The sequence below is a fragment of the Streptomyces canarius genome, from assembly GCF_014650735.1.
GTDB lineage: Bacteria > Actinomycetota > Actinomycetes > Streptomycetales > Streptomycetaceae > Streptomyces > Streptomyces olivaceoviridis.
On record NZ_BMVN01000069.1, the window covers coordinates 1 to 26,723 of the forward strand.

The window sequence follows — 26,723 nt, forward strand, 5'->3', positions numbered from 1 at the left end:
CGACACGCAGACTCGCGTCGCTCAGGGTTCGATGGCACACGCTCACAGTTTGCTGTCACCGGACACCGGGCCGCCTTCTATGGTCCCCAGGCCGACTGCCCCGTCTTTGCTGACCTGGCCGGTCTCGGCGATCTGGCCGGGTGCGCTGGTGGTCTCAAGTGATCCGGCCGGGACGGAGGGGTGTTCAACCCTCGCTCGGGCCGTTTCCGGGGCTGCTCTTGTGCTGAGGCAGCAAGTCCCGACGGTTCACATCCCCGCTCCAGGCACCGAGCGCCTTACCTCACTTTCCGGAGATCCTGGCACGGGCATCGGCCAGGAGCTGGAGGGCGTGCTCACTGTCTTGCTTCAGCGTGCCGTCCACGCCGTGGACGGTGACCGTGATGACCTTCTTACCCTCGCCCGCATAGGCGTCCACCCTGCCGCCGACCAGGAACTCCTCGGAAGGGTGGGCCCGGTAGGTGCCGCACGCCCCCTTGGGCCCCTTGAAGGTCTTGGTGACTCCGTCGGCCGACGTCGCGTGACACTTCCCGCCGACGTACCCGGCCACCTGGGCGGGATCCTTCCAATCGAGGATCTCCAGGGAGAGCCTCACACCGGTGTGGAGCGGCCCGCTCGTACCGAGGCCCGCCTCCCTGACCGAGATATTGACCAGGCACGAGCCCTTGCCGCCTTGGAAATGCCCGTTGACGTCGGCGAACTTGTCGTCGCCGAGTGCCGCGGCGACCGTTTCCGGTTTCAGGTAGTGGCCACAGCCCGTGTTCACTCCCTTGGTCAGCGCTGTGGTCACCGAGGGGCCGGTCTCGCTCCTGCCGCCTCCTCCGCATCCGGTCATGAGCAGCAACACCACAACCAACCCCGCACAAGCAGACCCGCTGCGACGCATCTCCGCCCCCGTCACCCTGGCGCATCACCATTACCGGCTCATGGCGGCAAAACCTTAACAGGCATGCCAGAGGCCGTGGTCGAGCCCGCAGTTCAGTGGAGGCACCGGAGCGGGGATGACCGCCTCAACCGAGCTGGCACCACGTCGCTACAACCGAGCCGGTCCAGAACGCACGAGACGGTGCCATCAACCAGTCCCAGCGAACCAGACCAGATGAGGCTCCGACTCCCGTCGCGTCTCAGTTGGTCTGGCCGTCGCAGGTCAGGGCAGCCTTCAATGATCAGATCCTTTGAGACGGGACATCGACGTCCAGATCACCGACGGCGCCGGCCGGGAACCCACCCTTCCCGCAGTCCGGGTCGACTCCCCCGGTTCAAGGAGCCTGCTCGACCCCGTGTCCGCCCCGGCGTCGGTCAGGAAGCCACCGACGCGGCCGACGGCCGTGCCGAGGAGCGCGGCACGCCGCATGCGGCCGCTTGCCGGCAGGGGTGGAAGGGACGCGCTTTCAGCCAGTACCCGCAGGTAGCGGTTGGTGAGGCCGGCCCGTACGGGCATGATCGGGGTTGTGTGACGCGAAGACATTCCCGCTTGCGTGCGGTGGGAGATCTTGATGCACGAGCGGTTCAGCCGCGTGTGGATCTGCAAAGGCTTCGGCCGCGCGACCACCGGCGCGGACCCCGCCGAACTGGGCCGTACCGTCATCGCCGCGTACCTCGCCGGCCGCTCCACCCAGGGGCAGGCGTTCCGCGTCGTCGTCCGCACCGACGACGGCAGCCAGTGCGTCATCACTCCCGGCCAGCTCGCGGGCCCCGGCTGGAAAGCGGAGCCGGCCATCTGCCAGGCACTGCCCGCCTACCTGCGCAACGCCCTGGCCTGACTCCGGCGCCGCAGTGCCTGCGCGCAGCGAACGTGGCCGACCTACCCCTGCCGCAGGAATTCCCGCAGGTCCGCAGCTACAGCCGTCATCCCTTCACCGGCTTCGATCACGGTCGTCACCGTGCACTTCCAGTCACCGGGAAAGAAGCCGGACCGAAGCGTCCAGTCCAGATACACATGACCACCCGAGCCGAAGGTCGCCGTCAGGACCAGGTGGTTGTTGATCCAGACCCGCTCCCCCTCCCAGCCACGGAAGTCGCGCGCGAGGCCGTCGAAGAACTCGCTCATGTCATCCCAAACGGTGACGGTCACGTTCTCGAGCCGTGCACGCACACCATCAGCAACGGCCTCCACCGCGAAGACGGTCTCGTACTCATCCGCACGCGACCAGTCGAACAACCGGACAGAGGTCGCCAGCGCCCCCGGCCCCCGCACGACGAGCTCAACTTGCCCGGGACCCAACTCGATCAGACTCACCCGGCGAACGATACGGACGTCAACTCCGCTTGCGGGGCCGGAGCGCGAGCGCCGGTCCGACGAGCAGGTCCTCCACGAGGACGAATCCCGCAGATTGATCAAGTCCCGATACGTGCCCGATGCGGAGCGTTCCGCCGACGCGGAGCAGTTGCGCCGGGCTTGATCGAAGCCGGCGAGGTGGACCTCGTCCAGGCGGCGGCCGGCTGAGCGGCCGAGCCCCACGGCGGCCTTCAGCGGGGCATGGGCGCGGCGGTTGGTCAAAGCTCAGCCAGCGGGCTGCGTGCGCCAGGAGCGGCACAGTTCGGTGAACTCCTGCTGGCTCGCGGTCAGGAGGTCCCGGCCGCACGGCAGGTGAGAGTCGCGGAAGTACCCACGCCGTCCTGGGAGGGCTCGAAGCCGATGGTGGACCACACCCGGCCGAGTCTCGCGGCCGCTTGGCGGTGCTGCTCGTCGGTCATCTCGCGGCCGTCGGCCGATGCCGGCTCGCACGCTACCGCGGTGCAGTCTGGCGACAGGCGGTGGACGGCAGTGCCTTCCAACACGGCGTGCAAAGCCCTTTCGAAAGACATGTTTCGAGCGTACAGTCTCGAAACATGTCTTTCGAAGCTGGAGACGCTGCTCCGCGTGAGCACCGCACGCTCACCGACCCGAGGGCCATGCGGGCCGTCGCACACCCCACCCGGCTCGCTTTGCTCGAAGCCCTGGCCAGGCGCGAGCCACTGACCGCGACCGAGGCTGCCCAGATGGTGGGAGAGTCCCCGACGAACTGCGCTTTTCATTTGCGCACCCTGGCAAAGTACGGCTTCGTCGAGGAAGCGGGAGGCGGCACGGGCCGTAGTCGCCCCTGGCGCCGTTCGCACATCGGCTTCACGATCGACGACTCTGATCCCGAGAGCACGATCGCCGCGGCCGCGCTCAGTGCCGTGCTGTGGGATTCCTGGCTGGAACGGATCCGCCAGGTCGGCGCCATGCGGCACGCGTTCCCCGAGCACTGGTCCAAGATCACAAGCGCTGCCGAGTCGGTCTTCTATCTGACCCCTGAGGAGGCCGAGACCTTCCAGGAGGAGCTGACCGCCCTCCTCTTCCGCTACCGCGAGCGTCTTGAGGATCCGTCGCTGCGCCCCGAAGGCGCCATCCCGATGGAGCTGATCCAGTTCACGTTCCCCGCCGACGCCCTGCGGATACTGGAGGATTGACCGTGCGCGCCCTGCTCGCTCGCCGCGATGTCCGCCTCCTGGTCCTTGCCAGAGTGATCGACATGGCCGGGAGCAATGCCTTATGGATCGCCGTCGGTATCCGGGTCAAGGAACTCACCGGCAGCAACTCGGCCGCCGGCCTCACGTTCTTCGCCTTCATCCTCGGCACCCTGGGCGCTCCCCTGGGCGGTGCACTCGTGGACCGGTTGCCTCGTCGGCCGCTGCTGATCGTCCTGAATCTGGCCGCCGCGGTGTTGGTCCTGCCGTTGTTGCTGGTACACGACCGGCACAGCGTCTGGATCTGTTACCTCGTCATGACTCTGTACGGGCTGGCCAGTGGCGCCACGAGTTCGGCCATGAGCGCATTCACCCAGACGTTGATCGCGCCCGAACACCTGGGCGATGCCAACGGCCTCCTGCAGACCTTGTTGCAGGGCCTGCGCCTGGTCGCGCCGCTCATGGGTGCGGGCGTGCTGTCCGCGTTCGGACTGGGCCCCTTGGTCATCGGCGACGCAACGACCTTCGCTCTCGCAGCCCTGCTGATTGCACTGATCCGCCAGCGGGAGGACCCGCCTGAGCCGACGCAGCAGGAAGCCGACACTCAGATCACCGCCGGCTTCCGGTACATCGCGCAGACCCCCACCTTGCGTCAGTTCACCATCGTCGCGGTGCTCGCCATCGTGGCGTTCGGCTTCTCCGAGTCAGTGCTCTTCGCCGTCGCTGACGCGGGACTGCACCGTCCGCCGGCATTCCTCGGCGTCCTCAGCTCATTGCAAGGCGTAGGTGCGATAGCAGCCGGGATGGCCGCCGCAATCACCATGCGCCGTGCAGGCGAAGCTCGGACCGTCGTGCTCGGCCTGTCCTGCGCCGCCGCAGGCTTTCTCCTGAGCGCCGTTCCCTCTCTGCTCGCGGTCGCACCGGGCACCGTACTCATCGGAGCGAGCCTGCCTTGCATCGTCGCGGGCATCACGACCCTCTTCCAGCGGCGCACTCCAGCGGCTCTGATGGGACGAACCGACGCCGCGTTGAATGTGTTGACAGGGGCACCGCAAACCGCAGCCATCGCCGCCGGAGCCGGTTTGATCGCACTGGTGGACTACCGCTTCGTCCTCGCCGTGATGGCGGTCCTGATGGCTGCCTCGGCGCTCTACCTGGCCACCCGCGCCACCCGCCAGCCCAGCGCAGGAGTCTCCGCGCGATTGACGCACAAGCCTGGCGAAGAGGCACCGGAAAGCATCACCACCGCGCCCGTGGGTGAAGCCGGCGTTCGCGAGCAGGCCAGGTGACGACGTTACAGAGCCCATCAGCGACCGGTGAATATGCGCGAATCGACCTGCTGTGCGGCCGGGCCGCCCGGCGCGGGCGCGAGTTCCTGCCCGTCCAGTAGCGGGATGTGGCCGGCGACGTGTGTCTGCTGCGGCGGTCACCGGGCTTCCACGTCGGCCCAGACCCGTTTTCCCCACCCGAGCTGGTCAGTACCCCATCGCAGGGTGATGCTACTCGGAACACGGCGTGCCTGGCGTGCTGGATGGCGTTGGCGCTCAGTTCGGTGACGACCGGTTCGGCTGTGTCGCTCAGGTGGGTGAGCCGTCAGTGGGCGAGGGTGTGCCGTACGAACTGGCGGCGGCAGCCGATTGTGGTGCGCGGGGCAGTACGGTCGTCATCACGGGCATGCCGTCTTCGGTCGTCAGTACCCGGCCTGCGCCACGTGGCCGCTGGCGATGGTGGTCTCACCCGCCGAGCGCCCTTTCGCCGTGGGTGATGCGCGAGCGGCCCAGCTTCAGGAGCTGTGAGACGGCGTCCGGCGCGGCCAGCTCGCCGGGGCTGCCCATCTGCACGCACCAGTATCTGCGGGCGGCGCCCGGGTGGGTGGCGTCGACGGTCGGGACTGCCAGATGGTGGCCGCGGCCCATGAAGGCCGCGTCGTCCCGCTCGCGCTGCGACTGCGTGCGCAGGCCGGTGGTGCTGCCGACGAGGACGTAGTAGCGGCGGGTCACCTGGTCCATGAACACCGGGCCGCCCTCAAGAGCCTGGAGGAGGAACCGGTCGACGGCTTGAAAGTCGTCGGTTGCGGTCGCGGCATGGATGAGGCGGGCGCTGATGCGGATGGCGCTCAACACGCCGCCGCAGCGCAGCAGGGCGTGCCCGTCACGCTGCCGCAAGCCGCCGGCCTGTGACACGACATCGGTGTGAAGGTGAGGCGGAGGACATGACACCGATCGGGAGAACGTACAACTTGTTGGATCTCGCGACCCATGTCATGGGACGCGGCGCCGAGTCTTGGTCTGTCTCACGCCGTACCAAAGGCTCCTGTCCCACGGCGGGTGGCATTTCCTCATGACCCGTTGCGTGCCGCCCGCTCTGTGATCTGTCGGCGGGCCATGTTCCAGACCTCTTCGAACTCCTCGCAGGTCAGCGGTTGCGGATCGTGTCCTTCCCACTCTGAGGCCGACGGTTCCGCCGTGCCCCCGAACATGCTGTCGTACTCGGCCAGACGACCGGCGTCGCGGGCCTGCTGCCATTCGAGGAGGGAGGCGGCCGCGATCGGAGTCAGCTCCGGTCCTTGGAGCTCGATCTGCCGAATCACCCAGCCTTCCGCGTCGAGTTCGAAGTAGAACCAGACGTCTTCCTCGTCCCAGTAGCAGCGCATCCATGAGGTCACCCATCCATCATGAGGGCCTGGCAGCGCGTTCCGGGAGTATTCGGCCGGGCTGTCGGCGTCGCGGGAGGCAGCCCGACGGAGTGCTGTGGCGACCGTGCCCGAATGGACCAGCGGGAGCCTACGGCGGGGCGGACGTGGCCGTTCACTGCTCACCACCGCCACACCCGACCGTCCCTGTGTGACTCTCGGGCCCCGCTGTGTGATGGGTCGGGGCGCAATGCGAGCGTGGTGGCCATGACCACTGACACACCAGCAGATGTGCGAGTCACCCGGGCATGGAGCCGGATCGTGGAATGGCTGGCCGAGTACGCGCCGCCGTCGTACGCGGCCCTCAAGCCCGGCGCCTGTGACGACGAGATCGTGGCTCTCGAACAAGCCCTCGGTGTGAGCGTTCCACAGGAGTTGAAGGCGCTGTGGCGGCTGTCCGCCGGTGAGGACGGCGTGGCCGGTTCGGGGCTCATGCTGGGCGGCTGGGCCCTGATGCCGCTCGACGCCGTGATCGAGGTCCACCAGATGCAGATGCCGCTCCAGGAGGAGAACGGCGAGGATGAGGACGCCCTGGTGCTGTGGAAGCCATCTTGGATACCGTTCTGCTCCCTCAACCCCGACGACACCGTCTACGGTCTCTACCTGAACGGCGAGACCGGGGAAGTATGCAAGTGGACCAGGTTCGGGGAGCGCGAGCGGGAGTACGAGTCGCTGCCCGCCTACCTGGAACTCATGGCGCTCAGCCTGGAAGCCCCCTTGGCGGCGGCCGGCCCGGAGAAGCCCGGCATGATGGGCGGCGCCCTGGTGTGGGGGCCTCCTTCCGACGAGGAGTACAGGGACCGGTGGGTGCGCCACCTTGGCCAGGCCCCGCCGCGCCATCCCGCGAAGACTCTCGGCGCGATCCGGGAAGCTCTGCCCGGCGATGAGGGTGCGGTATTCGACGAGCAGCGCGACGCCCTCGACCTGTCCGACCCCGAGGCCGTCGCCGCCTTCCGGGACTACTGGTGGGAGCGTGCCGTGCGAGCCCAAGAGGAACTGGAGGACGCCGTTGCCGCCGCGCTGGGCGGGAGCATCATGGTCCAGCCCGGCCGCAAGCTGGCGCCGCAGTACGAAGCCACGCTGCCGCCCGCCATCCGCCACCTCCCGCCGTCCATGGACGACATCCGCGCCGCCCTGCGCCACGAAAGCGTCCGCGCGCGGTTCGACCGGGAGTTCATGGACGCGATACCGCCGCACTATCCGGCGCTGCTGCTGCGGTGGTGGGACATCGCCCGCCTGATGGCCGACCCTCGCGGCGACCGGGCCGTACGCGCTGTTGTCAAAGACCGCCGCGCCCGGGGCTAGACCGCGTTGAAGGGCACGGTCACCGACCTGCGCTGTCTCCAGGCCGTTTCACACATGCAGCCGATACAGAAGACCAGCCAGCGAGTCAAAGCCCGGATGGACCAGCGCACCCGGGAACGGCTGCCCGTCCTGCCTACCGTCGTGGGCGTGCCCCAGACCCGTATGACGTTGTGGTCGGTGTAGGCGTGCACCGGCCGGTAGGCGTCGGCCGGCTGCGGTCCTTTGAGTAACTGGCCGATGTACTGCCCAGCCTCCGTCCGGCTGGTGCGGGGGCTGCCGCACAGCTGCCAGGCGCGGCCGTTCCACGTCTCCGCAAGCCACCGCCTTATCGGCTGCGGATCGTCGGCGCAGATCGCGTGGCGGGAGGGCACACGAAGCAGCGACGCTTCCCGGCCGTCCGGGCGAGGGTGCGGGACCGGGACGGTGTGCGCAGTCCGGCACGGTGGCGGGTCTCGCACAGCAGGCCCAGGGCGGCGGCGTCGAGGTCGACGGAGCCGCTTGGATGCTCTGGGCAGCGCGTGGTCGGCGCCGCCGCCTGGATCGCGTCGTCGACGAGCATCAGGGGCCGCCGGAGGTCGCCGCGGATCTCGGACACATCCGTCGCGGAGGCTGCGTCTTCGAGACGCCGTCCGTGTTCTCCGGTCAGGCGCAGCGCTCGGCCCAGGGCGACGAGCCGGGCGTGGTTCACCGGCTGTCACCTCCTTCGATTCACCTTCATCCTGGCAGGCGCGGAGCCGGTCAGGGCATGCGCCGCGGGCCGCGGGCGAGTCCGAGCCGCATGGCGCTCCACAGTTCTCCCGCTCCGCGGATGGGTGTCGGGCCCGGCTGGAGTGCAGGCCTGGGCAGCAGGCGTCATGGCCGACTTGGGCGGTGCCGCAGTCACGGTGGTGGGGGCCGGGCCAGGCGATGCCACCGGAGAGGTGGAAGACCTCGGTGTCGGCGAAGCAACGGGCGGGGAAGTCGCCGGGGAGCGGCACGATCCACGCGGGCGCCGCGTCCGGTTCCTCGCCGGTGACCGCTGTGACAGCATCGCGCAGTTCGGTGAGCGCCGCCTCACGCCCTTGGGGTTCCCCGCGCACGTGCACCCCCAGTGCCGTGTGTTCAACGGTGTCCATCATGGTCCGGTCGGACCATGGCGGACACCGTTTCGGCGACCTTGGGTCACGTCAACATCCGCACCTCTACGGGGAGATCGCCGTGAACCACATCGCCTTCGCCCTGCTCGCCACCACCGTGGTCTTCGTCCTCGCGCTCCTGGCCGCCGCAGCCGCGGGTACGCTTGCCCGCGTCGACGACGCTACGTACCCCGCCGCGCTCATACGCGCGGCCACCACCTTCGCCGCCGTCCTCACCCTCGCTGCCGCCGTCACCGGAGCACTCACCCAGTTCCTCCCCTGAGTCCGCCGGCCCCACGGCCAGGGCTGGGCGGTCGGCAACCGTGTCCATCCCTCGCCCGCCGACGTGCCCTCTGGCTCGGTCTCCCGCCGTCAGCCACGTCGTCCCGGGACTCAACCCCGCTGGCCCGCAGGCCCATTGCTCACCGCCGGCGGCACCCTGCCTCCCCCCATCCGGGCCGGACCCGTCGCAACGACATCGTCCCGGACACCGACATCGGTGCCGTCGCCTCCCGCAACGACAAACCTGTCGCCATGATCCAGCGGAAGCGAGAGTGGCGAGAACACCTCTCGGCCAGGCCGGTAGTTGGGTGAGACCTCGTCGGGGACGCCGGTGCACTCGCCAACCCGGTGCCCCCACACCACCCGGCCGGAGGCCGCCGCACCCTGAACAGGTTGCCGCCCCGGTCCGGCACGCACACGTATCCGCCGACGACGGTGGACGTCGCCGAGACGTCACAGGCGCGGTCCATGTGTTCAAGCAACGGCGGACCCGCAGGCCGGCCCGGAGCCGAGACACCAGCGGATACTGCCCCATTGTTCACATATCTCCCACGTGTCGTCGCCGACATCTTGACGCGCACCTCGACCAAGTGCACCCTTACGTGAAGGAATTGACAGAGCGAGTCGCTGCACACATGCACAGCGGAAAACCGGACATCTCCTTCGGACGAGACACGGTGCGCACTCCAGAGGACTGACGAGGCACAGCGCCCCCACATGGTCGCCGCCTTCGCGCACTGATCTGCGCACCCATTTCCCTTCTCCTTCACCTCTTCCTCCCCCTTCACCTTCACTTTTCCCGTGTCCGTCGCACGTCCCTTCCCCCTGCGGGAAACGTTGTCAGCGACGGGACGTTCCGCGAACGACCCTCTGCTCGCGGCTATTTCTTGAGTGATTCTTCGCGCATGCGCGACCGAGAAATCCGGGTGGGCCATGAAAACGTCTGATGTGCTGATCAGCGGTCTGGGGTCCTTCTTACCCGACCGCGTTTCCATCGGATGGGCGGTCGAACAGGAACTGATCGACCGGACCGCCGCGGCGGAATACGGCATCACGAGCGTCACCGTCGCGGGCGAGATCCCCGCCCCCGAGATGGCGGTGCGGGCGTGCCGCCAGGCGCTCGACCGGGCCGGGCGGGACCCAGCGTCGCTGAGCCTGCTGCTCTACGCCAGCGTCTGGTACCAGGGGCCTCACGGCTGGTGCCCGCAGTACTACGTGCAGCGGCACCTGGGCGCCGGGCAGGCAACCGCGGCCGAGGTCAGACAGGGCTGCATGGGCATGTTCTCCGCGCTGGAACTGGCGGCGGGCCACCTCCTGGCGTCGCCCGAGCACGAGGCCGCGCTGCTCACCTCCGGCGACAACTTCACCTCCGACCTGCTGGAACGCTGGCGGTTCAGCCCGCATTTCGTGATGGGGGACGCCGGCTCCGCCGTCGTCCTCAGCCGACGGGAGGGTTTCGCCCGGCTCAAGTCCGTCAACGCGGTCACGCTGCCCGAGTACGAGGCCATGCACCGCGGGCCCGAGCCACTGTTCCCGCCGGGGGCCGGCCGGCCCGGCCGGCTCGACTTCGGCGCGTCCAAGGACCGCTGGCTGGACGGCCCGGACCGGGACCCGGCCGGCCCGCTGAAACTCGTGGCCGCACAGGACGAACTCGTCGGCCGCACACTCGACGAAGCCGGAATCACGCTGGACGACGTCTCCCGCGTCGCCTATGCCAACGGGTCACGGGAACGCGTCGAAGGGCGCGCGATGATACCGCTGGGGCTGCCGATGTCCCTTTCCACCTGGGAACAGGGGCGCACCGTCGGCCATATCGGCGCCAGCGACCAGCTGGTGGCGCTCGAACAGCTCCTGCTCACCGGCGAACTGGGAGCCGGGGACCATTTCCTGATGCTCGGCGTCGGCCCCGGACTGAACATCGCCTGCGCCGTGATCGAGATCATCGAGACCCCGCACTGGTCCTCCGCTCTTCCGGCCACCACTTCATGAGGGGCGTTGCATGGATTTCGGCCTGAGCGCTGAACAACGGGAGCGCCGCGCGCGCACCCGGACCGCCGCCCCGGAGATCTCCGGGTCTTTCACCGCCGAATCCGCCGATGCGGTGCGGAAGAAACTGGCCGGGCTCCACTTGTTGGGCGCGGCCGTCCCGGAGGAGTACGGCGGCGCGGGCCTGGGCGCCCTCGACACGGCCCTGCTGTACGAGGCGGCGAGCGACGGCGGCGCGGACACCGGGCTGCTCTTCGCCGCCGCCGCCCACCTCTTCGCCTGTGTCCGGCCGGTGCTGGAGTTCGCGCCTCCCCGTATCCGGAAGGCGCTGCTCCCCGCCCTGTGCTCGGGGGAGCTGCTGGCCGGCAACGCCATGACGGAGCCGGACGCCGGATCGGACGTCTCCCGGCTGGCGACCACGGCCACCAGGGTCGACGGCGGGTACCTCCTCGACGGGGTCAAGAGCTTCGTCAGCAACGGCCCGGTCGCCGATCTCTACGTCACCTACGCGGCGACCGATCCGCACGGCGGCTACTTCGGGGCCACCGCGTTCGCCGTGGACCGCGACTCCCCCGGGCTGACGGCCGGACCGCCGATGGCGAAGTCCGCGCTGACCGCCTGCCAGGCCGGCGAGGTGCGCTTCACCCGCTGCTTCGTGCCCGACGACCGGGTGCTGGGCAGCCCCGGCCAGGGGCAGCTGGTGTTCCAGACGTCCATGCGGTGGGAGCGGTCCTGCCTGTTCGCGATCTACCTGGGCCAGCAGGAACGCCTCATCCGGCGGTGCGTCCGGCACGTCCGGGAACGCCGGCAGTTCGGGAAGCGGCTCGCCGACCTCCAGCCGGTCGCCGACCGGCTGGCGGACATGCGGCTGCGGCTGGAGAGCGGACGGCTCCTGCTCTACCGGGCGTGCGCCGGGATCGACGGCGGCGAGGACCCCGCCCTGTGGGCCGCCCTGGCGAAACTCGCCGTGTCCGAGGCCGCAGTCGCCACCGCCCTCGACGCCGGCCGGATCTTCGGGGGCCGCGCCGTCCAGACGGAGTACGGGATCGAGGAACACCTGCGCGACGCCGTGCCCGCCACCACGTTCTCCGGCACCTCCGACATCCAGCGCCGCCTGATCGCCCAGGAGATGGGACTATGAGCCTCTACAGCCTGGTGACCGACGCGGCCGCCCGGACACCGGACGGGCTCGCGGTCGGCGACGTGTCCACGAGCCTCACCTACGGCGAACTGGACGCGCGCGCCGGACGCTACCTGGCCGGGCTGCGCGACCGCGGCGTCCGGCCGGGCGACCGGGTCCTGGTGTGGACCGGCAAGACGTGCGAGGCGGTGGCCGTCGCCCAGGCGGTGCTGCGGTGCGGCGCGATCCACGTGCCCGTGCCGCGCGGCAATCCCGTCCGGCGGGTCGCCCGGATCGCCGCGGACGCACGCCCGGCCCTGATCGTCACCGACCACGGCGAACACGTCGCCGGCGCCGCCCACGTCTCCTTGGCGGACCTGTCACGGGAGGTGGCGGGCGGCCCGGGCGCCGCCCCCCATCCGGTCCGGGCCGCCGACCCGGCGTACATCCTCTACACCTCCGGTTCGACGGGGGCGCCGAAGGGCGTCTGCCTGAGCCACGGCAACGCCCTCGCCTTCGTCGACTGGGCCTGCCGGGAACTGGACCTCACGGCCGCCGACCGGCTGGCGAACCACGCCGCGTTCAGCTTCGACCTGTCGGTCTTCGACCTCTACGCCGCCTTCCGGGCCGGCGCGTCGGTGCACCTCATCGGCGAGACCCTCGCCCAGGCCGCGCAACCGCTGGTCGAGTTCCTGCTGGAACACCGGATCACGGTCTGGTACTCGGTGCCGTCCGTCCTGGTGCTCATGGCCGAGTACGGCGAACTGCTGGAACGCGGGCCGGGGGCGCTGCGCGCGTGCGTCTTCGCCGGCGAGCGGTTCCCGCCGAAGCCGCTGAAGGACCTGCGCCGCGCCTGGCCCGGCGTCCGCATGCTCAACTGGTACGGCCCGACGGAGACCAATGTGTGCACCTCGTACGAGGTGACGGCCGCCGACCTCGCGCGCACCGCGGCCATCCCGATCGGCTCGCCCGCCGCCGGGAACACGGTGTCGCTGGACGACGGTGAGATCGTGGTCAGCGGCCCGACCGTCATGCTCGGCTACTGGGGCGGACAGCCGCAGGCCGGACCGTACCGCACCGGCGACCTCGGCCGGTACGACGCCGACGGGCTGCTGGAGTACCGGGGCCGGACCGACGACATGGCGAAGGTCCGCGGCCACCGGGTCGAGCCGGCCGAGGTGGCCGCGGCGCTCACCGCGCACGAGGCGGTGCGCGACGCGGTGGTCCTGGTCCTGGGCGACGGCCTGGACGCGCGGCTGCACGCCTTCGTCGTCCCCGTGACCGGCCGGGCGCCGGACCTCGTGGAGCTGCGCCGGCACTGCGCGCACCTGCTGCCGCCGTACATGGCCGTCGACGCGGTGCACACGGTCAGCGGCTTCCCCCGTACCCCGAACGGGAAGGTCGACCGCACCGCGCTCGGCGGCCTGGTGACCGCGTCCACACGGGCGGACGACGGCCGCCGGGTCCGGGGAGCGGGCGTATGACGGGCCCGGCCTGGGACGCCTTCTGGTCGACGCTGCCCGCCGAGCCCGGCGCCGCCCTCTGGGACTCGTCGCCGCGGTTGACCGCCGCACGCCACCTGCCGCTGTTCCGGGACCACGCCGACCCGTCGCTGCCCCTGGTCGACCTCGGCTGCGGCAGCGGACGGCAGACGCAGTGGCTGGCCGGGCACTTCCGGCGGGTCGTCGGACTGGACATCGCGGGGGCCGCGGTGGAACTGGCCGCCGCGTCGCACCCGGCGCCCAACGTCGACTACCGCCGCGCCGACCTGCTCGACCAGGACACCGTGACGGCCCTGCGCGAGGAGTTCGGCGACGTCAACGTCTACATGCGCGGCGTACTGCACCAGCTGGCCCCGGACGAGCGCACCGGAATGCTGGCGACCATCAGGCTGCTGCTCGGCGGCACCGGGGTGCTGTTCGCGCAGGAGCTGACCGAGCGCACCGGCTGGTACGTCGCCGAACTGCTCGCCGGCGGCGCCCGGCTGCCGAAGACGGCCGGGCTGGCGGCCCACTTCGACTTCGGCGCCCGCATCGCCCCCGCCCACGACGGGCGCCTGCGGCTGCTGTTCGAAGCCGGCGGATTCGACGTCGTCGCCGACGGCGACATCGCCCTGCACACCACGGAACGCACCGCCGGCGGGCAACCGCTGGAACTGCCCACGAGATACCTCGTGGCACGTGCGCCGGCGCGGCCCCGACACCCGGAGGAAATCCATGACGGACCTTGATCGCGCGACGCTGCTCGACGGACTGCTCCGCTACGTGCGGGAGGAACTGGCGACGGGCGTGCCGGACGGCCGGCTCACCGCCGACAGCCCGCTGCTGGAGCTGGGGGTGCTGGACTCGGTGCGCACCGCGCGGCTGCTGGCGCACATCCGCACCGCGTACGGCGTGCGCGTCCCGCCCGTGCACATGACCGGTGAGCACTTCCGCACCCTGGAGACGATCACCGAACTGGTGCTGCTGCTCCGCTCCCGGACCGCCTCCCTCTGACGGCCCGCCTCCCCCTGACAGGAGAACAATGACGTACGCCTACGACATCGGCATCATCGGCGGCGGCCCGGCCGGTTCCACCGCCGCGTCCTACCTGGCGAAGGCCGGTCTGTCGGTCGCGGTCTTCGACAGCGCGTTCTTCCCGCGGGAGCACGTGGGCGAGTCCCTGGTGCCGGCGACCACGCCGGTGCTGCTGGAGATCGGCGCCATGGACAAGATCGAGGCGGCGGGCTTCCCCCGCAAGTACGGCGCCGCCTGGACGTCGGCCAACGCGGACGACGTGGACCCGCTCGGCTTCCAGGTCCACGACCACGGACTCGGCGCCGCCGACGTGCTGTTCAACGAACGTGACCAGCTCGGGGTGGACCGCGACTACACCTTCCACGTCGACCGCGGCCGGTTCGACCACATCCTGCTCAAGCACGCGGAGAGCCTGGGCGCGAAGGTGTTCTCCGGGGTGCGGGTGCGCGGCGTCGACTTCACCGACACCACCCGTCCGGTGCTGCGGGCCGCCCTGGGCGGGACGACCGCGGAGGTGCCGGTACGGATGGTCGTCGACGCCAGCGGACGCGGCACCCTGCTGGGACGGCAGCTCAAGGTCAAGGTGCCCGACCCGGTCTTCAAGCAGTACGCCGTGCACAGCTGGTTCGAGGGACTCGACCGGGAGGCCCTGGCGAACGACGACAACCAGGCCGAGTACATCTTCATCCACTTCCTGCCGCTCACCGACACCTGGGTGTGGCAGATCCCCATCACCGACACGATCACGTCGGTCGGGGTCGTCACCCAGAAGGCACGGTTCAGGGAGGGCAAGGACGACCTCGAAGGGTTCTTCTGGGACTCGGTGGCCAGCAGGCCCCTGCTGCACGACGCACTGAGGAAGACCGTACGGGTGCGCCCTTTCAAGGCCGAGGGCGACTACAGCTACGGCATGCGCAAGGTGTGCGACGACGGGATGGTGATGATCGGCGACGCGGCCCGGTTCGTCGACCCGATCTTCTCCAGCGGAGTCAGCGTCGCCATGAACAGCGCCCGGCTGGCCTGCGCCGACATCATCGCCGCCGCCGAGGCGGGCGACTTCAGGGCCGCCCGCTTCGAGAACTACGTGACCAGACTGCGGCGCGGGGTGTCCAACTGGTACGAGTTCATCTCGATCTACTACCGCCTGAACATCCTGTTCACCGCCTTCGTCCAGGACCCCCGCTACCGCATCGACGTGTTGAAGATGCTCCAGGGCGACGTCTACGACGACCAGGAGCCGGTGGCGCTGACGGCCATGCGCGAGTTCATCGCCGCCGTGGAGGCGGACCCCGGCCACCTCTGGCACCCGCTGCTGGGTGACATGAAGGTGTCCCTCAGCTCCCGGGCGCTGTTCTGACCGCGCCGTGGGCGGTCATGTTCGACATGGACGGAACGCTCGTCGACACCGAACCCCTGTTGCACCAGGCCCTGGTGACGGTGCTCGGCGCGGCGGGTGTGCCGGCCACGGCGATCCGGCCGGAGGAACTGCGCGGGCGTGCCGTCGCCGAGAACCTGACCCGGCTGCGCGGCCTCGCGCGCTCACCCATGACCGAGCAGGAGCTGTACGCGCGCGTCAGCGGCCTCGTGCTCGACCGGCTGCGCTCCGGGATCGCCCCGCTGCCCGGAGCCGCCGGCCTGCTCCGGGCGCTGCGGCGGGCGCGCGTCCCGTGCGCGCTGGTGTCGTCGTCGTACCGGGCGATGGTGGACGCCGTCCTGCCCTCGCTCCCCGCGGCCGGGTTCGCGGTGACCGTGGCCGGTGACGAGGTACGGCACCCGAAACCGGATCCCGAGGCGTACCGCACCGCCGCGGACCGCCTCGGCATCGTGCCGGGCAGGTGTGTGGTCGTCGAGGACTCGCCCGCCGGGCTCCGGGCCGGCCGGGCCGCGGGGTGCGTCACCGTCTCGGTCACGCCCACGGAGGAACCGGTGGCCCTCACCGTGCGGGACCTGTCCGCACTGACCGTCGAACGGCTCGCGCGCCTGGTGGGCGCGGGCACCGCTGCCACTACGACCCCGCAGAGAAAGTGGTGCACCGACATGAACGGACCCGAACCCTCGCGCACCGGACAGGGCACGACGCCCGCGAGCCACGGCCCGGGCCCGGCATGAGGCCGGCCGACGTGTTCCTCGCCGGGCTGGGCTGCTGGCTGCCCGCCCCCTACCCGGCGTCCGAGGCGGTCGCCGCGGGCCTGTACGACGCCACGGTGCACGCCGAGAGCGGGCTGCGCGGCGTGCTGGTCGCCGGGCCCGAGTCACCGCCCGACATGGCCGTACGGGCCGCCCGGACGGCGCTGGACCGCTCCCCGGGCGGGGCCGCCGCGATCGGCACGGTGCTGCACGGCGCGACGTTCTTCCAGGGGCCCGAGATGTGGTCGCCGACGGGGTACCTGATGCGGGAGCTGGGCGTCACGGGGGCCGGGGGCACGGAGATCCGCAACGGCTGCAACAGCATGCTCACCGGTGTCCAGCTGGCCGCGGGCCTGCTGCCGTACCAGCCGGACGGCCGGCCGGACATCCTGCTGACCACGGCGGACAACTTCAACTCGCCGCTGTTCAACCGGTGGGACAGCGGACCGATGGGGGTGATCGCCGCCGACGCGGCCAGCTCCGTCGTGATCAGCCCGGCCGGCGGCTTCGCCCGGGTCGAGACGGTCGTCTCCCGGGTCTACCCGGAGTTCGAGGGGATGGCGCGCGGCGACGAGCCGCTGTTCCCCCCCACCGGGTCCGCGGGCCGTCGGATCGACACGGTGGAGCGCGCCCAGCGGTTCAACGAGCGGGTGCGCGAGGTCGGCGGGACGAGCGTCGCCGACGGCATCGCGAACGCCTGCTCGGAGACGGTGCTCGCCGCCCTCGACGAGGCCGGGGTCAAGGCATCCGAGCTGCGCTGGGTCCTGGTGCCCAACGGTGACGAGGCGACCACCCGCAACTGCGTCATGGAGCCGCTCGGCCTGGACGTCTCCCGGTCGCAGTGGGAGTTCGGCCGCGGGATCGGGCACGCCTCGGCCAGCGACCAGCTCATCGCCCTGGAGCACCTGCTGAGCACCGGGCGGCTCGACCCGGGCGACCACGTCCTGCTGTTCGGCGGCGCACCGGGGTGGTCGGCCGTGGCCGTACTCCTGACCATCTGCGAACTGCCCTCCTGGACCCAGGGGTTGAGGATGCCGGCGCCGATGCGGGTGTCGACGGCGACGGGAGGTGCCAGGTGACGGCGCAGCAGCAGGGCGGGGCCGCTCCGGGGGCAAGCGGCGTGGAGGCGGTGGCATCGGAACCGGCGACTTCGGAACCGGTCGCCTCCGGGCCGGTCACTTCGGGGCCGGTCACTTCGGGGCCGGGTGCCGTGGAGCCGATCGCGATCGTGGGGATGGCGTGTGAGTTCCCCGGGGCGGACGGTGTCGCCGCGTTCTGGAGGATGCAGCTCGACGGGGTCGACGCGACGTCGGACCTGCCGGCCGACCGGTTCCCCGTCGACGCGTTCCACGACCCCCGCCCGCGGACCCCCGGCCGGATCGTCACCCGGCGTGGCGGTTTCCTGCCGGACATCCGCGGCTTCGACGCCCACTACTTCGGCGTCTCCGGCCGCGAGGCGAGCCACATGGACCCACAGCAGCGGCTGCTGCTGCACACCGCCGCCGCGGCCGTGCGGGACGCCGGACTGACCATGGACCAGCTCGCGGGGAGCCCGACCGCGGTCGTGGTCGGGCAGCGGACCGCCGAGTACTGGGACCTGCTGCGGGCCGCCGGGGCACTGGACATCTACGCCAACACCGGCACGTCACGCAGCGTCCTGTCCGGGCGCCTGTCGTTCTTCTTCGACCTGCGCGGCCCGAGCACCTCCGTCGACACCGCCTGCTCGTCCTCGCTGGTCGCCGTCCACCAGGCGTGCGCCGCGCTGCGCGCCGGGGAGGCCACCCTCGCCCTGGCCGCCGGTGTCAACCTGGTCCTGTCGCCGGAGGAGAGCATCACGTTCTCCCAGGCGGACATGTTGTCCGCGGACGGCCGGTGCAAGTTCGGCGCGGCCGACGCCGACGGCTTCGTGCGCAGCGACGGCGTCGGCGTCGTCGTCCTGAAGCCGCTGGCGCGGGCCGAGGCGGACGGCGACCGGATCCACGCGGTCATCCACGGCTCGGCGGTCGAGAACGAGGGCCGCAGCAGCGGATACCTGATGACCCCCTCGGGGACCGCTCAGATCGACGCGATGCGGCACGCCTGCGCGCGCGGCGGCATCGAGCCGCGCGCCGTCGGCTTCGTGGAGGCGCACGGCACCGGCACCCCGACCGGCGACCCGATCGAACTGCGCGGACTGGACGCGGTCTACGGCAGCGGCGCGGGCCGCTCGGCCGCGGACCCGCTCCTGGTCGGCTCCGTGAAGACGAACATCGGGCACACCGAGGCGGCCGCCGGCATCGCGGGGCTCATCAAGGCGGCGCTGTGCGTGGCGCAGGGCGTCGTCCCGCCCAGTCTGCACAGCGGCCGGCTGACCGACGCGGTGGACTGGGACCGCATGGCGCTGGACATCCCGCAGACCGCCCGCGAGTGGGGCGGGGACGGCGCCCCCCGGTACGCCGCGGTCAGCTCGTTCGGCATCTCCGGCACCAACGCGCACGTCGTCCTCGGCGAGCACCGCCCCGCGCCCGTGCCGCCGACGGCCGGCGAGCCGCGGCCGTACCTGCTCGCGCTGTCCGCCCAGACGCCCGCCGCGCTGCGCGAACTCGCCGCGTCGTACGCGGACTTCCTCGCACCGGACGGGGCGGGCCGCCGGCACGCGCTGCGCGACGTCAGTTTCAGCACGCTGACCCGGAGCACCCACCACCGGCACCGGATGACCGTGCTCGCCTCGGACCACGACCAGGCCGTGGCGCAGCTCCGCGCGGGCCGGCCGGTCGTCGCCGCCAGGCCCGGCGCGCGCTTCAGGACCGTCTTCGTCTTCCCCGGCCAGGGCTCACAGTGGTCCGGGATGGGCCGCCGGCTGCTGGCCACCTCCGCGGTGTTCCGGGAGACCCTGGAGGAGTGCGACCGGGTCGTGCGCGCCGAGTGCGGCTGGTCGGTGACCGAACGCCTGACCACCGGCGACGAGGCGGACTGGCCGATCGACGTGGTGCAACCGCTGCTCTGGGCGGTCGAGGTCGGACTGGCCGCGCTGTGGCGGTCGTGGGGGGTGGCGCCCGACGTGGTGATCGGGCACAGCATGGGCGAGGTGGCGGCCGCCTGCGCGGCGGGTGCGCTCACCCTGGCTGACGGCGCGGCGGTGATCTGCCGCCGCAGCGCTCTGCTCAGGAGGATCGCCGGCACGGGGTCCATGGCCGCCGTCGACCTGCCCGCCGACGAGCTGCGGCGGGAACTCGCCGATGTTCTGGACGTGGACGTCGCGGTGAGCAACAGCCCGCGGCGCACCATCGTCTCGGGCAGCGCCCCGGCGGTGGAGAAGGTGCTGGGCGCGCTGTCCGAACGGGGCGTCCTCGCAAGGACCGTCAAGGTGGACGTGGCCTCGCACAGCAGTCATGTCGATCCGCTGCTGGCAGAGTTGCGGACCGCGCTGGAGACGGTCCGGCCGCGCGCGGGCCGGGTACCGCTGCGCTCGACGGTGACCGGGGAACTGCTCACCGGCGCGGAGCTGGACGCGGAGTACTGGGTGCGCAACCTCCGCGACGAAGTCCGCTTCCACGCGGCCGTCGACGCCGAGACCGCGTCCGTCCCGGCGGCGGCCGTCGTCGAGATCAGCCCGCACCCCATCCTCGGCGCGGCGGTGAGGGAGTGCCTGCCGGAGGCGCGCACCGAGGACCTGGTGGTGCCGTCGCTGCTGCGCGGCACCGACGACCTGACCGCGCTGCTGACCTCCGTCGGCCAGCTCCACCAGGCCGGATACCCGGTGCGCCACGACGCGCTGTTCGAGGGCCCGGCCGCTTACGTGGGGCTGCCGCCGTATCCCTGGCAGCGCGCGGAGTTCTGGTTCGAGCCGAACGGCGCGGACGGCCCGCCGGGCGCGGCGGTCGTGGCCGCTGCGAACGCTGCGGCAGGCACGACCGGCGTGACCGGCACGGCAGGCGCGACCGGTGTGAAGGCTGCGGCAGTCGGGGCAGGCGCGGCCGTCGTGGCGGACGTCCGGGGCGGGCACCCGCTGCTCGGCACGCACATGGTCCTCGACGACGGTGCGCACCGCTGGGAGGGCCCCGTCGACCTGGAGCGCAACGCCTATCTCCTGGACCACCGGATGCAGGGTCTGGTCATTCTGCCCGGCACCGCGTACCTGGAGCTGGCGATGGCCGCCGGTACCCAGGTCGCCGGCGCCGAGGTCGTCGTCGAGGACGTCCGCTACGACAAGGCACTCTTCCTCACCGCCGGGGCCCCGCCGCTGCTGCGGGTGACGCTGCGGCCCGCCGGGCGGGGCTGGGCCTTCGACGTCGCCACCGCCGACGCCCCTGCCGACGCCCCCGCTCACGGCACCGCCCCCGACCGTGGATGGACCCTGCACGCGCACGGCCGGATCGGCGTGGCAGCCGCCGGGACCCGGCTGCCCGACGCCCCCGGGGACACTCCCCGACAGATCGCCGCACGGTTCCCCGACCACCTGACCGGCGCCGAGTTCTACCGCCGGTTCGCGGCCCGCGGCAACGACTGGCACGGCGTCTTCCGGGGCATCGGGCAGGTGTGGCGCGGCGGCGAGGAGGCGCTGGCCGAGATCGTGGTGCGGGGCGGCCTGGCCGGCGACGAGTCGCACCACGTCCATCCGGCGGTGCTCGACGCCTGCGGACAGGTGCTCGCGGCCACCCTGCCCGACTCGGACGTGCCGGGCGAGCAGTACGCCTTCGTCCTGGGGTCCATCGACGCGTTCCGCCGGTACGGGCCGCTGACCGGAACCCTGTACAGCCATGTGGTGCGGCGCGAGCTGACGGCCGAGTCGTTCAGCGGTGACGTCGTCGTCCGCGACGAACGGGGCGCTCCGCTGGCCGAGATCCGCGGCCTGCGGATCCGCTGGCTGGTACGGCGGGAGGAACCCGGCCCGCCGACCGACTGGCTCTACCGGCCGCGGTGGACGCCGGCCGCCGCGCACCGGGCGCCGGCCGCACCGGCCGCCGGTGCCTGGCTGGTTTTCGAGGACGAGGACTTCGGGCCGCGGCTCACACCGGCGGCGCCCGGTGCCCGGATCGCCGTACGGCCCGGGGAACGGTACGAGCGCGGTGCCGACGGGACGTACCGCATCGACCCGTCGCGTCTCGACGACTACGCGCGGCTGCTGTACGAGGCCGGCCGTGACCACCCCGGAGGCGTCGCCGCCGTGGTGTACCTGTGGGGCCTGCGGGCGGCGCGGCCGGTGGGGGCGGTGCCGCTGGGCCTCGCCGGCGCACTGCTGCTGGACCAGGCGTTGTCCACGGCACGCCGGGACGGCCCGCTCCCCCGGCTGGTGCTCGTCACCCGGGGCGCCGAGACGGTAGTGGACACGGACGCGGCGCCGAACCCGGACCAGTCCACCGTGTGGGGCTTCGGGCGTACGGCGGCGAGCGAGCTGTCCGTCGTCCGGCACACCCTCGTCGACCTGGACCCCGCCCGGGGCACGGAGCAGACGGCGGAACTGGCCCGGGAGATCGCGGCCGACGACGGGAGCGAGGACCAGATCGCGCTCCGGGCAGCCGGACGGTACGTCCTGCGGCTGCGCCGCACATCACCGGCGTCCGGCCCCACCGGCGATCACGGCTCCGGCTCCGGCTCCGGCTCCGGCTCCGATGGTGACGTCACCGAGGTCGTACCGGACCGCGACCGCCGTTCGGGCCCGGTGCGCGTGGTGGCCGCGGCGCGGCCCCCGGCCGCCGACGAGGTACAGATCGCCGCGGCGTACGGCGGGGTCGGCTTCCGGGACGCGCTCCAGGCGGCCGGGGCCTACCCGGACCCGGACGACGACGGCCGGTTGGGCTGGGAGACCGCCGGAGTGGTGACGGCGGTCGGCACCGGCGTACGGGGCCTGGCCGTGGGTGACCGCGTGGTCGCCGTCGCCCACCCGGGTCTGGCCACGCAGGTCCTCGCCGACCGCCGGCTGACCCACCGCCTGCCCGACGGGCTCTCCCTCGCCGAGGCCGCGACCGTGCCGATTGCCTACCTGACGGCGTGGTACGGCCTCATGGAACTGGCCGCGCTCCGCGAAGGGGAGAAGGTCCTCATCCACTCGGCCACCGGCGGCGTGGGGCTCGCCGCGATCCAGGTGGCCCGGTGGCGCGGCGCCGAGATTCACGCCACCGCGGGCAGCGCGCGGCGGCGGGCCCTGTTGCGCAGCATGGGCGTCACCCATGTCGGCGACTCCCGCGGGGACTTCGCCGGTCCGCTGCTGGCCGCGACCGGCGGCACGGGGGTGGACGTCATCCTCAACTCGCTGACCGGGGAGGCCGTCGACCGGAACCTCGGCGTGCTCGCTCCGTACGGGCGCTATGTGGAGCTGGCCAAGCAGGACCTGGTGGACGGCCGCCCGACCGGTCTCGGCGGCCTGCTGCGCAACGGTTCCCTCCAGGTCCTGGACATCGCCGCCCTGTGCCGCGAACGTCCGGAGCGGGCCGGGGCGCTGCTCGGCCGGGTGCTGCGCCTCATCGCGGCCGGTGAGTTCGCGCCCCTGCCGGCCGAGGTGTACCCGCTGGACGCCGTCGGCAAGGCGTTCGACGACATGCTCGGGGCGCGCCATGTCGGCAAGGTGCTCGTAGACCTGCGGACGGCCCCGGCGGAACCGGCGGCCCCGCCGGTCCCGGCGTCGCAGGCCCGGATACGCCCGGACGCCACCTACCTCGTGACCGGCGGTGCGGGCGGCATCGGCTCCGAGCTGGCCCGCTGGCTCGTCGCGCGCGGCGCCAGGCACCTGCTGCTCACCGGCCGCTCCGTGCCCGGCCCGGCCTCGCCGTCGGGGGGTGACATCACCGCCCTGCTGGAGGAGCTGCGCGGCCAGGGCGCCGAGGTGCAGTACGCGCCGGTGGACGTGGCGGACGAGCGGTCGATGCGCCGGCTGGTCGAGAACCGCGGCGCGGCCGACCGGCCGGCGGTCCGGGGGGTCTTCCACACCGCCGGTGTGTTCGTGTACAAGCCGATCAGCGACACCACCCTGCGGGATCTGGAGGCCGTGCTGCGGCCCAAGCTGGAGGGCGGCCGGGTGCTGGACCGTCTCTTCGACACCGCGGACCTCGACCACTTCGTGCTGTTCTCGTCCGGGAACGCCCTGCTGGCCTCGCCGCACGTCGCGGCGGGCGCCGCGGCCAACGCGGGCCTCGACGCGATCGCCCGCGCCCGGCGCGCCCGCGGTCTCACGGCGCTCTCGGTCAACTGGGGATTCTGGACCGGCCGGGGCATGGCGGCGAGGGCGGGCACCGAACTCGGGCGGAACCTGATCCCGCAGGGCATGACCGGGTTCACCTCCGCGGCGGGGCTCGCGGTGCTGGACCACCTGCTGGCCACGGGCGCCGGGGACACCCTGGTCATGCCGGTCGACTGGGCACGGTGGCGGGTCACGTACCCGGCCGCGGCGGCCTCCCCGTTCCTGCGGGACGTCATCGACGACGCCCCCGCCCCCGCCCCCGCCTACCGACCGGAGCCCGCCGCCCGGCCGACCCCACCGCCCCCGCCGGTGTCCCCCATCCCGGAACGGATGACCGGCACGGACCGTACGACCGGCGCGGACGAGGCGACCGGCCCGGACGAGGCGACCGGCACCGACTCGACGGCCGGTACGGCGGCGGCGCTGTTCCGGGCCAGGGTCGCCGCCATCCTGCGCGTCGACGCCGAACACCTCGACCCGGACCTGGATCTGACCAGTCAGGGTCTCGACTCGCTGATGGCGGCCCAGCTGCGACAGGAGGTGCAGCGCTCGCACGGCGTGCTGCTGCCGGTCGGCAAGATCCTCAGCCGGGCGACTCTGCGCGAGCTGACGGATCAACTGCTCGCCACGGCACCGTCGGAGTGACGGCGCGTCCGGATCGTGGCCGGCACTCCACCGGCCACGCCCGGGACACGCCGGGGCGAGAACGCCACACCCGACCGGGGACGCCTGGCCGGGACGCTCACCCCGGGCCCGGCCCGCGGTCGGAACGGTGGCCGCGCCTGCGGTCGTCCCGTCCGAAGACCTTCCACACCACGAACATGCGGCACGTGCCGAAAAGGGGATGCCGGTGGGCACCGACTCCATGGTCACTCACGTCGTCGCGGCGCTCGCGCTGGTCATCATGGCCTCCTGGACCCTGGGCGCAGCGGCCCGCAAGCTCCGTCAGCCACCCGTCGTCGGGCAGTTGCTCGCCGGTGTCGCGCTCGGCCCGAGCCTGCTCGGCCTGGCACCCGACGGGGTCTACGACACCCTGTTCCCGGCGCAGGTCAAGCCGGTCCTGACGGCGCTGGCCCAGGTCGCGCTGACCCTCTTCCTCTTCGCCGTCGGCTATGAACTCGATCTCCGCCAGCTCCGCCGGCACGGCGCGGTGACCAGCGTCTCGCTGAGCGGGTTCGCGATCCCGATGGTGCTGGGGGCGGGCCTCGTCACGGTCCTCCCCGGCAGTTTCCGCGCCGTCAACGGCGGCCGTCCGATCGACGCCACGTTCACCCTGTACATGGCGGTCGCGCTGTCCATCACGGCGGTTCCCGTCCTGGCCGGCATCATCAGGGACCAGGGGCTGGCCGGCAGCAGGCCCGCCACGATCGCGATGGCCGCCGCCGGTGTCATCGACGCTCTGAGCTGGCCGGTGCTGGCGGTGTGCCTGAGCGGCGGCGAGGACGGCTCCGTCCGGGGCTGGCTCGCCAGGATGGCGCTGCTGGCGTCTTATGTGCTGGTCATGGTGTGCGTCGTTCGGCGCGCGCTGGTGTGGTGGAGGGACCGGCCGGGTGCCCTGATGACCGACCCCGTCCCCGTCGCCACCGCGCTGGCGCTGGCCTCGGCCTGGGCCACCAGCGCGCTGGGGCTGCATGTGATCTTCGGTGCGCTGCTGGCCGGCGTCATCATGCCCCGCCGACGCGACGGGACGCCGGACGACCAGGTGCTGCGCCCGCTACAGCAGACCGGGGGCCTGCTGCTGCCGGTGTTCTTCACGATCTCGGGGATGTCGGTGGAGCTGAGCGGACTGCGCGCCTCCGACCTGCTGCTCCTTCTGGTGCTCTGTCTCACCGCGGTGGCCGGCAAGGTGGCCGCCGGCACGCTGTCGGCCCGGGGCAGTGCCCGGCTGCCGTGGCGGGACTCGCTGTTGATCGGCGTCCTGCTCAACACCCGGGGCCTCACCGAGCTCGTCGTGCTCGACGTGGGGCTGCGGGCGGGGGTGATCGGCCCGCGGCTCTACGCGCTGCTCGTCATCATGGCCCTCTTCACCACGGCGTCCACAGGTCCGCTGATCGGCCCCCTGTACCGGCCGGCGGCCACCTCCCCGTCCCCGCCGAAGGTGACGGTGACGGCCCGGCGGTCGCCCGCCCCGGGTCCGGCCCCGGCCGGGGGTCCGCCACGGACGCCAGGGCGACGCCGCGGGCACAGGGGCAGGTAGCGGGCGGCAGCGGTCGTGTCACCGAGGCCGATGCCGCGCTCCGCCGGCGCCTGGCCACCAGGTCGGCGCCGTCCTCGTGCCCGTTCGCCGAGGCGTGGTCGGGCGGCGGCGTCCAGGAGCGGACGAGCGCTCCCGTCACCCGCACGACAGAGAGGCTGAAGGTGCCCGGGATCCGGATCGGCTCGTGCCGCTACGGGACGAAGGAGCCCCGACAGAGGCTGCGCGCGCGATCCGGGGCCCGCTACGTCCTGGGGCAGGTTGTCGACCAGGAGGACGACCTGCTGCTGCGGGACCTGTTGGACATGTACCCCGACGCGGCGAAGTAGGTCGGCCCGGGGGGACCGCTTCCGGGTCATCACCACCCCGCGCGGTCATCACAAGGGCCCGGACCCGGAGGCGGTCCTGGTCGACGGCGGCAAGGTCGCCTTCTCGTACCAGAAGCACCTGGACGCGCCCACGCACCGGCAGCGTGCGCTGGCCGCGATGCACACCGAGATCCAGCCGCAGGTCAACACCTGCTCCCAGTCCCGCAAGGCATCCCACACGCTCGTGTCCCACGAGAGCGGCCGGCCTCCCGCGCCCGATGACACGCTTGTCTCGTACTTCCGTGGCCCGCGTTTCCACGACATCGCGATGAAGTTCGTCCAGGCCGCCGGCGGCTTCGACGCCGTCGACCCGACCGCCGAGGCATCCTCGGCGTTGTCCGCCATCTCGCTGAACGGCCCGGCCGGATGATCAAGGCTCAGCCGGCGTCTTGAGGCCCCGGGTCTCGGGGCTTCAGGCCTCGTCTGGTGCGAC

Annotated in this window: 23 protein-coding genes; 18 read left to right on the top strand and 5 right to left on the bottom strand. The window is 72.0% G+C overall.

Going from position 1 to position 26,723, the window contains the following annotated elements:
- Positions 1 to 280: 280 nt before the first annotated feature.
- On the bottom strand, positions 281 to 832 hold the full coding sequence (locus IE294_RS42160) for a hypothetical protein (RefSeq protein WP_229917950.1): 552 nt from the start codon (positions 830 to 832) through the stop codon (positions 281 to 283).
- A 661-nt stretch (positions 833 to 1,493) separates the two neighbouring features.
- Between IE294_RS42160 and IE294_RS42165 the strand changes: the two genes are divergently transcribed.
- A complete protein-coding gene (locus tag IE294_RS42165; RefSeq protein WP_189894667.1) occupies positions 1,494 to 1,760 on the top strand; it encodes a hypothetical protein in 267 nt (88 codons plus the stop codon).
- Positions 1,761 to 1,801: 41 nt separating this feature from the next.
- On the opposite strand, the gene IE294_RS42170 is transcribed toward IE294_RS42165, so the two are convergent.
- A complete protein-coding gene (locus IE294_RS42170; protein WP_189894668.1) occupies positions 1,802 to 2,236 on the bottom strand; it encodes a DUF6228 family protein in 435 nt (144 codons plus the stop codon).
- A 593-nt stretch (positions 2,237 to 2,829) separates the two neighbouring features.
- On the opposite strand from IE294_RS42170, the gene IE294_RS42175 reads away from it, so the two are divergent.
- Positions 2,830 to 3,432, top strand: coding sequence for a winged helix-turn-helix domain-containing protein (locus IE294_RS42175; protein WP_189894669.1), 603 nt, complete (start codon positions 2,830 to 2,832; stop codon positions 3,430 to 3,432).
- Between the two features lie 2 nt (positions 3,433 to 3,434).
- Positions 3,435 to 4,718 carry an MFS transporter gene (locus tag IE294_RS42180; protein WP_189894670.1) on the top strand — a complete coding sequence of 428 codons (1,284 nt, stop codon included), beginning with the start codon at positions 3,435 to 3,437 and terminating at the stop codon, positions 4,716 to 4,718.
- A gap of 444 nt (positions 4,719 to 5,162) precedes the next feature.
- Here the strand turns inward: IE294_RS42180 and IE294_RS42185 are convergent, their stop codons facing one another.
- Together IE294_RS42185 and IE294_RS42190 are read right to left on the bottom strand one after the other, a co-directional pair.
- On the bottom strand, positions 5,163 to 5,594 hold the full coding sequence (locus IE294_RS42185) for a hypothetical protein (RefSeq protein WP_189894671.1): 432 nt from the start codon (positions 5,592 to 5,594) through the stop codon (positions 5,163 to 5,165).
- Between the two features lie 173 nt (positions 5,595 to 5,767).
- The gene (locus IE294_RS42190; RefSeq protein ID WP_373315945.1) at positions 5,768 to 6,082 is read right to left on the bottom strand and encodes a hypothetical protein; all 315 of its coding nucleotides are present in this window, start codon (positions 6,080 to 6,082) and stop codon (positions 5,768 to 5,770) included.
- 300 nt (positions 6,083 to 6,382) lie between these two features.
- Here IE294_RS42190 and IE294_RS42195 point away from each other — a divergent pair, with 300 nt between their 5' ends.
- Entirely contained in the window at positions 6,383 to 7,426 is a 1,044-nt protein-coding gene (locus tag IE294_RS42195) for an SMI1/KNR4 family protein (RefSeq protein WP_229917952.1), read from the top strand.
- 54 nt (positions 7,427 to 7,480) lie between these two features.
- The gene (locus IE294_RS49220) at positions 7,481 to 7,609 is read left to right on the top strand and encodes a hypothetical protein (RefSeq protein ID WP_268252855.1); all 129 of its coding nucleotides are present in this window, start codon (positions 7,481 to 7,483) and stop codon (positions 7,607 to 7,609) included.
- 142 nt (positions 7,610 to 7,751) lie between these two features.
- Here IE294_RS49220 and IE294_RS42200 read toward each other — a convergent pair whose 3' ends face one another.
- Positions 7,752 to 8,114: a hypothetical protein gene (locus IE294_RS42200; protein ID WP_306433529.1), complete on the bottom strand. Its 363-nt coding sequence runs from the start codon at positions 8,112 to 8,114 to the stop codon at positions 7,752 to 7,754.
- Positions 8,115 to 8,623: 509 nt separating this feature from the next.
- Here IE294_RS42200 and IE294_RS42205 point away from each other — a divergent pair.
- The 13 genes from IE294_RS42205 to IE294_RS48445 all read left to right on the top strand — a co-directional run bounded on the left by IE294_RS42205 (position 8,624) and on the right by IE294_RS48445 (position 26,660).
- Positions 8,624 to 8,824, top strand: a complete 201-nt coding sequence (locus IE294_RS42205) for a hypothetical protein (protein WP_306433530.1) — start codon at positions 8,624 to 8,626, stop codon at positions 8,822 to 8,824.
- 932 nt (positions 8,825 to 9,756) lie between these two features.
- Positions 9,757 to 10,812 (top strand): ketoacyl-ACP synthase III family protein, encoded by a 1,056-nt coding sequence (locus IE294_RS42210; RefSeq protein ID WP_189894674.1) that lies wholly within the window; start codon positions 9,757 to 9,759, stop codon positions 10,810 to 10,812.
- A gap of 10 nt (positions 10,813 to 10,822) precedes the next feature.
- On the top strand, positions 10,823 to 11,950 hold the full coding sequence (locus IE294_RS42215) for an acyl-CoA dehydrogenase family protein (protein WP_189894675.1): 1,128 nt from the start codon (positions 10,823 to 10,825) through the stop codon (positions 11,948 to 11,950).
- On the top strand, positions 11,947 to 13,413 hold the full coding sequence (locus IE294_RS42220) for an amino acid adenylation domain-containing protein (protein ID WP_189894676.1): 1,467 nt from the start codon (positions 11,947 to 11,949) through the stop codon (positions 13,411 to 13,413). The genes IE294_RS42215 and IE294_RS42220 overlap by 4 nt, the downstream gene beginning before the upstream one ends.
- Positions 13,410 to 14,159: a class I SAM-dependent methyltransferase gene (locus tag IE294_RS42225; RefSeq protein WP_189894677.1), complete on the top strand. Its 750-nt coding sequence runs from the start codon at positions 13,410 to 13,412 to the stop codon at positions 14,157 to 14,159. Before IE294_RS42220 ends, IE294_RS42225 begins: the two co-directional genes overlap by 4 nt.
- On the top strand, positions 14,146 to 14,424 hold the full coding sequence (locus IE294_RS42230; protein ID WP_189894678.1) for an acyl carrier protein: 279 nt from the start codon (positions 14,146 to 14,148) through the stop codon (positions 14,422 to 14,424). Before IE294_RS42225 ends, IE294_RS42230 begins: the two co-directional genes overlap by 14 nt.
- Before the next feature lie 28 nt (positions 14,425 to 14,452).
- Positions 14,453 to 15,802, top strand: a complete 1,350-nt coding sequence (locus tag IE294_RS42235) for an NAD(P)/FAD-dependent oxidoreductase (RefSeq protein ID WP_189894679.1) — start codon at positions 14,453 to 14,455, stop codon at positions 15,800 to 15,802.
- A gap of 17 nt (positions 15,803 to 15,819) precedes the next feature.
- A complete protein-coding gene (locus IE294_RS42240; RefSeq protein ID WP_268252853.1) occupies positions 15,820 to 16,554 on the top strand; it encodes an HAD family hydrolase in 735 nt (244 codons plus the stop codon).
- The gene (locus IE294_RS42245; RefSeq protein ID WP_189894681.1) at positions 16,551 to 17,651 is read left to right on the top strand and encodes a ketoacyl-ACP synthase III family protein; all 1,101 of its coding nucleotides are present in this window, start codon (positions 16,551 to 16,553) and stop codon (positions 17,649 to 17,651) included. Before IE294_RS42240 ends, IE294_RS42245 begins: the two co-directional genes overlap by 4 nt.
- A 131-nt stretch (positions 17,652 to 17,782) precedes the next feature.
- A complete protein-coding gene (locus IE294_RS42250) occupies positions 17,783 to 24,373 on the top strand; it encodes a type I polyketide synthase (protein ID WP_268252854.1) in 6,591 nt (2,196 codons plus the stop codon).
- 205 nt (positions 24,374 to 24,578) lie between these two features.
- Positions 24,579 to 25,925 carry a cation:proton antiporter gene (locus tag IE294_RS42255; RefSeq protein WP_189894683.1) on the top strand — a complete coding sequence of 449 codons (1,347 nt, stop codon included), beginning with the start codon at positions 24,579 to 24,581 and terminating at the stop codon, positions 25,923 to 25,925.
- A 161-nt stretch (positions 25,926 to 26,086) separates the two neighbouring features.
- Entirely contained in the window at positions 26,087 to 26,251 is a 165-nt protein-coding gene (locus IE294_RS48440) for a hypothetical protein (protein WP_229917954.1), read from the top strand.
- A 157-nt stretch (positions 26,252 to 26,408) separates the two neighbouring features.
- Positions 26,409 to 26,660 (top strand): hypothetical protein, encoded by a 252-nt coding sequence (locus IE294_RS48445; RefSeq protein WP_229917955.1) that lies wholly within the window; start codon positions 26,409 to 26,411, stop codon positions 26,658 to 26,660.
- The last annotated feature ends 63 nt before the right edge of the window (positions 26,661 to 26,723 follow it).